We start from the raw sequence: 12,182 nt of genomic DNA on the forward strand, positions 1-12,182 counted from the left end.
TCTATGTAAATGAGTTTTTTCGACAGAAAAAGTTTTTTATCTCTCCGCAGTCAGACAATCATTGCAAATTTTCTTATATATAATGAAGAGAAAAGGTTGTCCAGATTGGGAGGGGAAAAAATGAAAACGTATGAATTGTATTTAATTCAAGAGGATATTGCGAAATCTTATTTTGGTCGTGAATATTTGTTTTTTGATTTATTTGCTCGATTTTCAGAATCTGGGTCCCTTTCGGAGAAAAAAGTGTTATATAAACAAATGATGTATATAACGAAGCCATTGCAAGTAATGAAAATTCATCATAAATTAGAACAAGCTTTGCGCGTTCTTGGTAAATATGATAGAACACAGCATACACATACACTTTATACGGGAGCGGAATACGGTGAAATAATGGTGAAACCGCACTATATTCGTATGAATACCTCTGGAAATGTCTCTATGGAAACGACTTTCTTTGAGGTGTTAAGAAAGTGTGAATTAACATTTTTAGCTATGGATTATGAAAATACAAAGTACGGATGGCTGAATCCTCTAAAACAAGTACGAACATATGTGTAAAAAATGTCGAATTGTATCTTGTCTTATTGAAAAGGTTTTAGTACACTGTAAGGTAGACAACATGAAGGAGGAAAATATATGCCAATTTGGTTAGGTATTCTAGTGGGCGTAGTAGCACTAGTAGCAGGCGTGGCGTTAGGATTTTTCATTGCCCGCAAATACATGATGAATTACTTACAAAAAAATCCACCAATTAACGAACAAATGTTAAAAATGATGATGATGCAAATGGGACAAAAACCTTCCCAAAAGAAAATCAATCAAATGATGAGCGCGATGAACAAGCAACAAATGAAATAAGCGCTAAAAGGCACTCGCTAAGAGTGTCTTTTCTTTTGCATATTACAAATATCGAAACTTTTAAAAATTCTGTATCTTTGGTAAACTGAAAACATCGCTCATTTTAAGGGAGGAGGAAAAAAATGAAAGTATTTATGAATTTAGCGTGGTTTTTTAAACAAGAAAAACGAGCGTACATAACCGGAATTATTTTATTGTTTGGCGTTGCACTTTTAGAGCTCGTAGCACCAAAAGTAATTGGAATCGTTGTAGATGAAATTAATGATGGAACATTGACGACTGATAAGTTACTAAAATGGGTTGTACTATTAGTAATTGTAGGTATTACGATGTACATATTACGTTACATATGGCGTATTATGATTTTTGGCTCTTCGTTAAAATTAGCTCGCCAATTACGAAAAAATTTATATGAACATTTTACAAAGATGAGTCCATCTTTCTATCAGTCAAATCGAACAGGTGATTTAATGGCACATGCGACCAATGATATTCAAGCGATTCAGCAAACTGCTGGAGCGGGTGTTTTAACACTTGTTGACTCATTAGCTGTTGGGGGATGTGTACTCGTAGCGATGGGCTTTACAATTAGTTGGAAGTTAACATTGTTAAGTTTAATTCCAATGCCGATTGTAGCAATTTCGACAAATTATTATGGAACGTTATTACATAAAAGGTTTCATAAAGCACAGCAATCGTTTTCGGAAATCAATGATAAAGTGCAAGAGAGTATGAGTGGGATGAAGGTAATTCGATCGCTTGGACAAGAGAAAGAAGATTTGCAGGCGTTTCGAAAAAAATCAGAAGATGTTGTACATAAAAATGTGTTAGTCGCACGTATCGATTCGTTATTTGATCCGACAATCGCTCTTATCGTTGGATTTTCTTTTTTAATCGCAGTATGTTACGGATCAGTATTAGTTGTAAGAGGTGAATTAACAGTAGGTGATCTCGTTACATTTACGACGTATTTAGGTACTCTCGTTTGGCCAATGTTAGCGTTTGGATGGTTGTTCAATATTATGGAGCGTGGGCGTGCTTCATATGATCGTGTAGAAAAAATTCTTTCACAAAAATCAGATGTAGTAAATAGAGAAAATGCTGTACATACAATAGCGAGTGGTAATGTTTCGTTTTCCGTTGATACATTCTCATATAAGAAAAATGAACTGTTACATTTAGCAGATATTCACTTTGATTTGAAGAAGGGTGAAACGCTAGGGATTGTAGGACGTACAGGTGCAGGGAAAACGACTTTATTAAAATGTTTAATCCGTGAGTATGATCATTTTAATGGTGAATTAAAAGTTGGAGAGCGAGATATTCGAGATATAACGCTTCACGGTGTCCGTTCTGCTATTTCATACGTGCCGCAAGATCATTTTTTGTTTTCAGCAAGTATTGGGGAGAATATTGCCTTTGGAAAGGCGGATGCTACATATAATGAAATTACCCAGGCCGCAGAAATTGCTTGTATTCATAATGACATCCTCCAATTTTCAGAAGGATATGAAACAGTAGTAGGAGAAAGAGGCGTTTCGTTATCTGGTGGTCAAAAACAGCGAATTTCTATTGCGCGTGCTTTATTAACAAATGCTGAAATTTTAATTTTGGATGATTGTTTATCAGCGGTAGATGCAAAAACAGAAGAGACGATTTTAAGTGCCTTAAAGAGGGAAAGAGCAGGGAAAACGACGATTATTACTGCACACCGGTTAAGTGCAATTCAGCATGCCAATCTTATACTTGTTGTTGATGAAGGTAGAATTGTACAACGAGGTACACATGAGGAATTAATGAAGGAAAAAGGTTGGTATAAGGAAATGTATGAAAGCCAGCAATTAGAAGCTCTAGTCGAGAAAGGAGGCGTATGATGGTAGAAAAGAAGCGAAGCGATTTAAGTAGACTGCTTTCTTATATGAAGCCATATAAAGGATTGCTATCTGTGGCATTTATCTTTTTAGTTGGTGCAACAGTAACGGAAATGATGGGGCCTTTTTTAATTAAACAATTCCTCGATGAACATCTAGTACCGCGGAATTTTGAACAATCAGCGCTCGTTACTTTATTTGTAATTTACATAGTAGCTCATTTATTAAAAGTGTTATTTACGTATTTAAATCTATTATACTTTCAGAACATTGCTTTTAAGATTGTTCAAGATATGCGAGTTGAAGTATATGAACATGTTCAAAAGCTGTCACTAAGTTTCTTTGATCGTACGCCAATTGGTACACTCGTATCTCGTATAACGAATGATACGGAAGCGATTAAAGATTTTTATGTCAGTGTATTATCAACATTTGTGAAAAATGTAGTCTTTTTAGTAGGTATTTTAGTAGCGATGTTTTTATTAGATGTAAAATTAGCGCTATTTTCTCTCGTATTGATTCCGATAATGTTTGCAATTATGGTATTATATCGCAGGAAAAGTGCAGCTTTTTATTTAGAAGTACGTAATCAACTAAGCGTGTTAAATGCAAAGTTGAACGAGTCCATCCAAGGAATGAATATTGTTCAAGTGTTCAGACAAGAAAAGCGTATGAGAAAAGAGTTTGAAGAAGTGAATAATAAACATTATAGTGCAGGACGACGTACGTTAAAGTTAGACGCATTACTTTTACGACCAGCTACGGATTTAGTACATATTGTAGCCATTGCGTTAGTACTTGGTTTATTTGGAATTGATGCTTTAAAGAGCCCTGTTGAAGTAGGGGTTTTATATGCTTTTGTTAACTATATACATCGTTTCTTCCAACCTGTAAATGAGATGATGATGAAATTGTCCTTTTTCCAACAGGCACTTGTTTCATCATCACGTGTATTTCATTTAATGGACGAAAAAGATTTAGCGCCGGTTCAAAAAGGCGATGAGAATCCTCAAGTGGTGGATGGAGATATTGAATTTAAAAATGTTACTTTTTCGTATAATGGAAAGCGTGACGTTTTAAAAAATGTATCATTTCACGTGAAACAAGGGCAAACGGTTGCTTTTGTTGGGCATACTGGTAGCGGAAAAAGTACGATTATGAATTTGTTAATGAGATTTTATAATATTAAGTCGGGAAATATTGTAATAGATGGCGTAGATTTAGAGAAATTTGAAGAACGAGAAATTAGAAAGAAAATAGGGCTTGTATTGCAAGATGCATTTTTATTTGCTGGAAATGTAAAGCAAAATATTCGTATGTATAATGAAGAAATTACGGATGAAGAAGTAAAAGAAGCTGCGCGATTTGTGCAAGCCAATACGTTTATTGAAAAATTACCAGAGCAGTATGAAACAGAAGTAGTAGAAAGAGGAGCTGCCTTTTCTAGTGGGCAACGACAATTAATTGCTTTCGCTAGAACGATAGCAACGAATCCGAAAGTGTTAGTATTAGATGAAGCAACAGCTAATATCGATACAGAAACAGAAGAGGCTATTCAAACAGCGTTGCAACAAATGCGAAAAGGTAGAACGACGATAGCCATTGCACACAGATTATCTACAATTCAAGATTCAGATCAAATTTTTGTTATGCATGATGGAGAGATAGTAGAAAGAGGAACACATCAAGAATTATTGAGTGAGCAAGGGTTGTATTATAATATGTACTTGCTACAAAATAAAGGAAGTTTGCAAAAGGCCTTGTAAATATATACAAGGTCTTTTTTATTTTGTATACAAAATATATTTACTCTTTGTTTCTATAGCATAAATGTCGTGTCCTCTAATGAAGGTTGTACATATTGTATGTATACGAAGTAAAAAAAATTTGATAGGAGATTTTATATGCAAAACAGATCGAGTTCAAATGTTACGTTTATCGATGTGTCTCATTGGGAAGGAAATATTGATTGGAAGGCAGTGAAGGCATCCGGAATTCCAGCAGCATATGCAAAAGCAACAGAAGGTGTAAATTTCATTGATCCTACTTTTGTGCAAAATGTACAGGCAGCACGGAATGCGAATGTATTAATTGGTGCATACCATTTTGCACATCCAGAGCAAAATGATGCAATTTCAGAGGCGAAATATTTTGTGAGTATATTACAAAGTAACCAGACAGACTTAATGCCAGTTCTGGATTTAGAATCACCAACAGATCCGAGTAATAGTAATTTGACTGGTAGCGCTATATCGAATTGGGCAAGAAGCTTCATAAATTATGTGAAACAGGCTACTGGAAAAGATGTAATGTTATATACAGGAGTTTGGTATATTAATGAGTTCGGAATTAGCGGATTAAGTGATATTCCGCTTTGGATTGCTAAATACTCGAGTACACCTCCTGCTGATGCTGGTGGATGGACAGAGTGGACAGCATGGCAGTACACAGATTCTGGACAAATTTCAGGCGTAGGAAATTGTGATGTATCAGCTGCAGTTTCATTAGAAGCTCTACAAGGGAATGGAGCAAGTGGTGGAGGGAATGTTTCCCCGCCTAATAATGCAACTCCAGTGTATGGGGTTGCTATAATTAATGGAGATAATGTGAATTTGAGAAGTGGACCATCTTTGCAGTCTAGTGTAATTCGCCAATTGAATCGTGGCGAAGCATATGAAGTTTGGGGAGAACAGGATGGATGGCTTTGCTTAGGGACAAATCAGTGGGTATATAATGATCCGAGTTATATTCAGTATAAACATTATGTGGCGACTATTACTGGTGATAATGTAAATTTGCGTGATGCTCCATCATTAAATGGAAATGTTATAAGACAGTTACATCATGGTGAATCGTATCGAGTATGGAGTAAGCAAGATGGATGGCTTTGCTTAGGGACAAATCAATGGATATACTACGATCCAAGTTATATTCAGTATGGTGTACAATAGAGTGGAAATCAAAGGTGCCTATTCAGAGGCGCCTTTTATCCCGCATTAACTGGCGGTAAGACCCTCACCTCAAAATTCAGCGAAAGCAAAGAAGTTAGGTGGGGGATCAACTGCCGGTAAACGCCTGATTGGTTCAACTAATAATCAGTGGGGGATGAATAAACCCCCACTGATTAAAGTTTCACTTTATTAAAAATATATAACTTTTACAAAGTCTATATCGAAACCATAGTATACTATAGTAGATGTATTTATAAAAAATAATCAAAAATGAAATAAAGGGGTAAAAATATGAATTATGTGCTAATAGGTGCGGTTTTAATATTATTAGCTGTAGTATTTGTGCTGTTTTATAAAAATAAACAGTTAGAATCAGAGAGCCAGCAAGTAGAATTTGAAAAGAAACAAGCGATTGAAACGTATAAAAATGAAATTGCAGCTACGGTGATAGAGCATACAGAACAACAAAATAATTTGAAAAATATAGAACAGAAAAAATACAATGATTTACAAGTAAGTGCAAATAGAGAAATTGAAAATATGCGTATGATGAAAAATCAATTAGCTATGCAGCATAGTAAAGAACGTAGTGAAATGCAAAATAAACATAATAATGAAATACATATGTTTCAAAAATTAATTGCAAATTTACGAGAATATACTAAAAACGGCGCTGAAATGAATACATACGAAACATTACATTATATGAAACGAGGATTCATAGAGCAAGGAATCATAGTAGATGCTGAATTTCAAATTATGCCGAATGTTTTTATTAAAAATAATAGTGAAATAAACGATAATCGAATCCATCATCTCATCTTGTGCAAAACTGGTATTTATCTACTTGAGACGAAAGAATGGGGAGAGAAATTAATTCATGGTTTAACGAAAGAAAATGCGGGTATATATTCATTTATGATTGATGAAATGGGTAAGTATCAACAAGAAGTTGAAAAAGAGGAAACATTTGAGTATATAGTAGGTGAAGATTCGTCAACTATACAAGTGAAAAATGAAGGGAATCCAGTATATAAGGCGAAGAAACTATCTCAAATTTTATATAATTGTTTGAAAGAAATGCAAGCTAATAGTATAAAAGAAAATGTAAAACCAGTTGTATATTTTTATAATGAAAATGGAAAAGAAATGATAGACCTTTCTAGTGAGGAAACACCTAGATTAAAAGATCGAGAGCAAATTGTAACGTTCTTTAGCAATGAAATCTTAACAGGGAAGGTAGTATATACAGAGCAAGAATTAGAGCGGATTCGAGAAATGATTAGCCGGATGAATTATAGAATGAGTTAAAAGGGGAGATCTTTCTGAGCGCTATGTGACGTGGTGTTTTGTATGTTTATTTTTGTTTGTATATAGTAATGTACATTGTATTTATGTTCGTCATCGATATGGTTCATATGCCCTTAAGTGTAAAGAGCATTTTTGTAGTAGTCATACCATTTGTATTATTAGTCATGATTCAAAGGGCTATTTTATATGTTTCTAAGAATCGTAACAAAGAAAAGAAACAAATGTTAAGTGTAATGATAGTAGGACTCGTTCCGTTAATAGTGTGCACTGTACAATTAAGTATGAATGAATATACTTCTACATTTAATCAAAAACGGTGGTTGAATTATGCAGAGAAACGGGTACATATGGTAGATGACTTATTACAGAAACATAAATTGGTAGGTAAATCAACTGAGGGAATTATAAAATTGCAGGGGATCCTACGGAAACACGTAGTTTAGACGAGGGAAGTATTACTTTATACTATCTTGGAGATGAACGGGGTTTCATTTCAATAGATAGTGAACGGCTTGTTTTACAATTTGATAAGGAAGGTAAAGTTGTGAAACATGAGGTGCAAAGAGGTTAATGTACAGCGTATTTATGGATTAGGCATTGTAAAAAGAAATGAAAATAATGAATTTATGCCGAAAGGTTTTGCAACGCGTGAGGAATCGGCAGCATGTATTAATAGAATGTTAAAAGTAATAGAAAGGAAATAATAAAAATGCATTCGCTTTTGTGAGTGCTTTTTTTATTTTTCAATATGTCACGGAAGGGAGAGAAGGTTTTTGAGTGGAATAAGGAATGAAAGCGGAGGTGATACATATATATAGATGCATTGGGTGATTATTAGTCTGATTGGTGAGGGGTAATAATTAATAAGGATGGACAAAAACCCTACTGATTAAAGTTTCGCTTTATCATATTGTATAAATGAAAAGGAGGTAAGACGGTGAAAGCAATCCCGACTGATGTCCTGAGTAAAGAATTGATGGAAAGAGAAGGCGTTATATCTATTACAGTAAAGGAATTTGAAAAGATAGAAGTAGCTGGAGTAGTAATCGCTGGTCCAGCGATTATTTTGATTAATCAAGATTAAGTACATATTTTTGAAATAAAAAGCATCCGTCTAGGATGCTTTTTATTTGTATGCAAGGAAGAATATGATGGATAATTGTGTTACTGGAGGGGAAAGTCTGTGGCAATTATTATAACAATGTTAGTAATGGGTATTTTATTAGGATTTGTTGGAGCAGGTGGAGCCGGATTTATTATTGCGATACTCACTTTAGTATTCCATATTCCTATTCACGTTGCTCTTGCAACATCTTTAACTGCAATGGCATTTACGACATTATCTGGTGTTATAAGTCATTATCGTGAAGGGAATGTTGCGTTTATTATAGGGGGGATTGTTGGGGGATTTGGTGCGATTGGTTCTTATATCGGTTCAAAGTTTGGTTCACTTATACCAGCACATCTTCTTCATTGGTTTACAGCTGGTATGTTATTTTTATCAGCAATTTTTATGTTTATTAAATTGATTATGTTTCAGAATAGACAACAGCTGTTAGGTGGACAAAAAGAACTTTCGATAAACAAGTTGATGAAATGTACATGTCTTGGGTTAGTTACTGGAATGATGGCAGGTTCATTTGGAATTGGCTCTGCACCGTTTATTCAGCTTGGATTAATGGTTCTATTAGGATTAACGATCCAGCAATCCGTAGGGACGACAATGCTTGTTATATTGCCGATCGCAGTTGGGGGTGGGCTTGGATATAGTTCGGAAGGGTATTTAGATTACATATTGCTATCGCAAGTATTAATTGGGACTATGCTAGGGGCATACATTGGCGCGAAATTTACAAATTATGCACCGCGAACGCTTTTGAGATTTTCAATGATTATGACACCGGTTTTAGCTGGATGTATGCTATTGATGGAATAAAAAGAGTATAGCAAACTATTAATATATTTTACGAATGAATTATGTAGGTAATTCATATTTCCCATATAAAAGGATTTGTTTTAATATTATGAGTGTAAAGTTCGAGTATTCGAAGTACTACTTGAATTATATCCCTATCCCTTTTCTAAAAATGCGAACAAGTTTTGCCCTATTCTATTCAATAATTAATTGAATAGAAATATATTGTTCGATGACCATTATGGAACGTACATAATGGGGAAATCCCGATCCTTAAAGAGGATGCCCCTAATCTTCATGTGAAAATATGATCGGATAAGAAAGCTGACCAATTTATGGTCAGCTTTCTTTTTGTTCAAAAACTATTTTTTCTTTAATTTCTGTTTGTAATAATATTGTTTTTCCGAAGCGACGTTTGCATTCCGCACGTACTTTTTCAATGGCTAGTAGCTGAGTAGTAGCGGGAACTGTGACAATAGCTTGGCGAGGCTTTCGATTTTCTTCACAAAAGACACATTCCACAACATAATTAGAAATCATATTTTCATCCTTCCGTTTTTAATTTCTAAGAAGGGATTGTCTATGAAGTTGATGTAATCTTTCGTCATCATTTTACTCATTTCCTCCCTTTTCAAGGAGAAAATGAGTAAAAAGGCGAATTTTAGTAGAGGAGGGATGTATATGGAGAGATGGATAGGTAGTGCAGCTATATGTGTGAATGATAGAAATGAAGTTTTAATGGTATTGCAGGGCAAAGAGGGAGAAGATAAAAGGTGGTCTGTTCCAAGTGGTGGTCTTGAAAAGGGAGAAACATTAGAAGAGTGTTGTATCCGAGAAGTTTGGGAAGAAACAGGTTATAATGTGGAAGTTGTAAATAAAATATATGAAAAAGAGGGTATTACATACGGAATTCCAGTGTATGTCCATTATTATTTTGTTAAACAAATAGGCGGTAATATGAAAATCCAAGATCCTGATGAGTTAATACATGAAATTGCTTGGAAAGGGATACATGAAGTTGAACAATTGAGTCTAGCTTTTCCGGAGGATTATGAATTACTGTGCCAACATATAAATAAAGAAGCAAGTATGTAAATACGTGCTTCTTTAATGTATCCAAGACAAGAAAAGCGGAACGATAACTAAGCTAGCTCCTGCTGTTAAAAGCATGGATAAACTTGCAATTGTTCCTTCTACAGGACCGATTTCGAATGCTTTTGATGTACCGGTTCCATTTGCGCTCGTTCCTAACATAATACCTTTTGCAATTGCTGTTTTAATACGACAAATACGTATGAGAGAAGGTCCGAGCAATGCTCCCGTTAAGGCGGTTAAAACGACAAATACAGCAGTTAATTGTGACATACCACCAATCATTTCTGAAATAGCCATTGCGATTGGTGTTGTTACGATATGTGGGGCTAAACTATGTTCTAGCGATGAATCAATTTGAAAATAATCTGCTAGTAGTGCTGAAGTAATAACTGATAAAAACGAACCGACAATGACATTAAGTAAGATAGCCATTCCATGTTTCTTTAATAAATCAAAGTATTTATAGATTGGCCATGCAAAAGCAACTGTTGCGGGTTTTAATAATTCAGTTAACCAGTGACCACCAGATTCATATGTTTCATATGGTGTATCTAATCCGAGCAATAAAGCAATTAAAATAATGGGACAGACGAGAAGAGGAGAAAGTAGGCTCCAATTCCAGCGTTGATACATTTTTTTTGATATCCAATATGTGAATAGTGTTAATAGTAAACAAAGAAATCCGATCATTGCGTTGATCCTTTCCGTTTTAGTAGCAATTCGGTTAAAAGTCCTGTAACTAAGGTAACGCAAAGAGTACTAATCATAATAATTAAAATAAGATCGATTCCGTATTGTGTTAGTGTATCTCTGTAACGTATGACAGCGACTGCAGAAGGGATGAAAAATAAAATAAGTTCTTTTAATAAAAAGTCTGCTCCGTCCTGTATCCATTCTTTTTTAACTAGGTTAAATTTTAATGAAATTAATAATAAAAAAATACCGATTATACTTCCTGGAACTGGGAGGTGTGCCTGTTTTGCAATCCATTCACCTGTCCAAGCGAAACAAAATAGTAATAAAATTTGTCCGCTTAACTTCCACCATTTCATACAGTAACCACCTCTTTCTTTTTTTACATAAAAATTGTAAAAAAGAATTAACAATTTCTACTATACGTTCATTCAAAATATTTGTCTAATATATAAATTATATGGTATTAATATATTAGACGTATTAATTGAAAGTGAAAAGGGTGTCTGAAAATGGAATTACGGCATTTGCAATATTTTGTTGTTGTGGCAGAAGAGTTGCATTTTGGACGGGCGGCTGCTCGTTTACAAATGACACAACCACCGCTTAGTCAACAAATTCAGCAATTAGAAAAAGAAATGGGAGTTACCTTATTTTCAAGAACGAAAAGAAAGGTTGAATTAACCGAAGCGGGAGAAATGTTTTTAAAAGAAGTAAAAAAAGCGTTTGAACAAATTGAAAAAGCAGTGGAAGTTGCACAAAGTGCACAAAGGGGAGAAGTAGGATCGCTTTCAATTGGTTTTGTAGGTGCGGCGATATATGATATTTTACCATCTATCGTTAGGGAATATAGAAAGAAATTTCCGAGAGTGTCTGTTGCATTACATGAATTATCTACGCCAGATCAAGTGCATGCACTTCATGATAATCGTATTGATATTGGATTTTTGCGTCCTCCAATTCCAACACAATTATTAGAATTAGAACCAATTCAAAAACTATCTTGTACTTTATGTTTACCGAAGGCACATCCACTTGCAGAGAAAGATGAAATACATATAGAAGATTTACGAGATGAACCGTTTGTATTTATTACGAGACCAGTATGGCCAGCTTTGTATGATACAATTTTATCTCTTTGCAGAGAAGTTGGATTTAGTCCGCATATTGTACAAGAAGCAACGGAGTATCAAACAGTTATGGGGCTTGTAGCAGCAGGGATTGGAATTACAGTAATACCTGTATCGGCAAATAAATTATATAAAACAGAAGTTGTATATAAAGAGTTATATGATTCTAATTTTGTGGCAGAGATGTCAGTGGCTTACAAAAAAATGAATACGAATCCAGAGCTGTTAGAGTTTTTAAAGATCGCAAGAGAGAAAAAAAGAATAGAAGTAGAAGATGAGTAATAATAGTAACGAAAGATGGATTTAATTCAGATTCATAAAAGTACACCTCATTAAACAATAAAGCGGAAATGCA

13 protein-coding genes and 2 pseudogenes are annotated in these 12,182 nt (G+C 34.6%); 12 read left to right on the plus strand and 3 right to left on the minus strand.

Features of this window, described 5'->3' with window-relative positions:
- The first annotated feature begins 120 nt into the window (after nt 1-120).
- The 10 genes and pseudogenes from sirA (at nt 121) to COK05_RS00285 (ending at nt 8,930) form a co-directional block, all read left to right on the plus strand.
- Nucleotides 121-561, plus strand: coding sequence for a sporulation inhibitor of replication protein SirA (gene sirA / locus COK05_RS00235; protein ID WP_098610991.1), 441 nt, complete (start codon nt 121-123; stop codon nt 559-561).
- Nucleotides 562-639: 78 nt separating this feature from the next.
- Nucleotides 640-861, plus strand: coding sequence for a YneF family protein (locus tag COK05_RS00240; protein WP_001123317.1), 222 nt, complete (start codon nt 640-642; stop codon nt 859-861).
- Nucleotides 862-983: 122 nt separating this feature from the next.
- Nucleotides 984-2,735 carry an ABC transporter ATP-binding protein gene (locus tag COK05_RS00245; RefSeq protein ID WP_098610992.1) on the plus strand — a complete coding sequence of 584 codons (1,752 nt, stop codon included), beginning with the start codon at nt 984-986 and terminating at the stop codon, nt 2,733-2,735.
- Entirely contained in the window at nt 2,735-4,498 is a 1,764-nt protein-coding gene (locus COK05_RS00250; protein WP_098610993.1) for an ABC transporter ATP-binding protein, read from the plus strand. Before COK05_RS00245 ends, COK05_RS00250 begins: the two co-directional genes overlap by 1 nt.
- A 138-nt stretch (nt 4,499-4,636) precedes the next feature.
- Nucleotides 4,637-5,683 (plus strand): GH25 family lysozyme, encoded by a 1,047-nt coding sequence (locus COK05_RS00255; protein WP_098610994.1) that lies wholly within the window; start codon nt 4,637-4,639, stop codon nt 5,681-5,683.
- A gap of 291 nt (nt 5,684-5,974) precedes the next feature.
- Nucleotides 5,975-6,994, plus strand: coding sequence for an NERD domain-containing protein (locus COK05_RS00265; RefSeq protein ID WP_098610995.1), 1,020 nt, complete (start codon nt 5,975-5,977; stop codon nt 6,992-6,994).
- Between the two features lie 68 nt (nt 6,995-7,062).
- Nucleotides 7,063-7,565, plus strand: a pseudogene (locus tag COK05_RS00270) (hypothetical protein).
- Nucleotide 7,566: 1 nt separating this feature from the next.
- Nucleotides 7,567-7,698, plus strand: a pseudogene (locus COK05_RS00275) (S-layer homology domain-containing protein); the annotation flags it as partial.
- Between the two features lie 233 nt (nt 7,699-7,931).
- Entirely contained in the window at nt 7,932-8,078 is a 147-nt protein-coding gene (locus tag COK05_RS00280; RefSeq protein WP_098610996.1) for a BC1881 family protein, read from the plus strand.
- Between the two features lie 99 nt (nt 8,079-8,177).
- Nucleotides 8,178-8,930, plus strand: coding sequence for a sulfite exporter TauE/SafE family protein (locus tag COK05_RS00285; protein ID WP_098610997.1), 753 nt, complete (start codon nt 8,178-8,180; stop codon nt 8,928-8,930).
- A gap of 318 nt (nt 8,931-9,248) precedes the next feature.
- Here COK05_RS00285 and COK05_RS00290 read toward each other — a convergent pair whose 3' ends face one another.
- Nucleotides 9,249-9,449, minus strand: a complete 201-nt coding sequence (locus COK05_RS00290) for a DUF3903 domain-containing protein (RefSeq protein WP_098610998.1) — start codon at nt 9,447-9,449, stop codon at nt 9,249-9,251.
- Between the two features lie 141 nt (nt 9,450-9,590).
- Between COK05_RS00290 and COK05_RS00295 the strand changes: the two genes are divergently transcribed.
- Nucleotides 9,591-10,004 (plus strand): NUDIX hydrolase, encoded by a 414-nt coding sequence (locus tag COK05_RS00295; protein ID WP_098610999.1) that lies wholly within the window; start codon nt 9,591-9,593, stop codon nt 10,002-10,004.
- Between the two features lie 12 nt (nt 10,005-10,016).
- On the opposite strand, the gene COK05_RS00300 is transcribed toward COK05_RS00295, so the two are convergent.
- Nucleotides 10,017-10,694, minus strand: coding sequence for an LrgB family protein (locus tag COK05_RS00300; RefSeq protein WP_098611000.1), 678 nt, complete (start codon nt 10,692-10,694; stop codon nt 10,017-10,019).
- Entirely contained in the window at nt 10,691-11,056 is a 366-nt protein-coding gene (locus COK05_RS00305) for a CidA/LrgA family holin-like protein (protein WP_000872365.1), read from the minus strand. Before COK05_RS00305 ends, COK05_RS00300 begins: the two co-directional genes overlap by 4 nt.
- A 153-nt stretch (nt 11,057-11,209) precedes the next feature.
- Here COK05_RS00305 and alsR point away from each other — a divergent pair, with 153 nt between their 5' ends.
- On the plus strand, nt 11,210-12,109 hold the full coding sequence (gene alsR, locus COK05_RS00310) for an acetoin biosynthesis transcriptional regulator AlsR (RefSeq protein WP_098611001.1): 900 nt from the start codon (nt 11,210-11,212) through the stop codon (nt 12,107-12,109).
- Nucleotides 12,110-12,182: the final 73 nt, after the last annotated feature.

Origin of the sequence: Bacillus cereus (assembly GCF_002567495.1) — a bacterium.
Classification (GTDB): domain Bacteria; phylum Bacillota; class Bacilli; order Bacillales; family Bacillaceae_G; genus Bacillus_A; species Bacillus_A cereus_AQ.

Coding starts and splice junctions, on each gene's coding strand:
- sirA (WP_098610991.1), top strand. CDS start 121: ATGAAAACGTATGAATTGTATTTAATTCAAGAGGATATTGCGAAATCT.
- COK05_RS00240 (WP_001123317.1), top strand. CDS start 640: ATGCCAATTTGGTTAGGTATTCTAGTGGGCGTAGTAGCACTAGTAGCA.
- COK05_RS00245 (WP_098610992.1), top strand. CDS start 984: ATGAAAGTATTTATGAATTTAGCGTGGTTTTTTAAACAAGAAAAACGA.
- COK05_RS00250 (WP_098610993.1), top strand. CDS start 2,735: ATGGTAGAAAAGAAGCGAAGCGATTTAAGTAGACTGCTTTCTTATATG.
- COK05_RS00255 (WP_098610994.1), top strand. CDS start 4,637: ATGCAAAACAGATCGAGTTCAAATGTTACGTTTATCGATGTGTCTCAT.
- COK05_RS00265 (WP_098610995.1), top strand. CDS start 5,975: ATGAATTATGTGCTAATAGGTGCGGTTTTAATATTATTAGCTGTAGTA.
- COK05_RS00290 (WP_098610998.1), bottom strand. CDS start 9,449: ATGATTTCTAATTATGTTGTGGAATGTGTCTTTTGTGAAGAAAATCGA.
- COK05_RS00295 (WP_098610999.1), top strand. CDS start 9,591: ATGGAGAGATGGATAGGTAGTGCAGCTATATGTGTGAATGATAGAAAT.
- COK05_RS00300 (WP_098611000.1), bottom strand. CDS start 10,694: ATGATCGGATTTCTTTGTTTACTATTAACACTATTCACATATTGGATA.
- COK05_RS00305 (WP_000872365.1), bottom strand. CDS start 11,056: ATGAAATGGTGGAAGTTAAGCGGACAAATTTTATTACTATTTTGTTTC.
- alsR (WP_098611001.1), top strand. CDS start 11,210: ATGGAATTACGGCATTTGCAATATTTTGTTGTTGTGGCAGAAGAGTTG.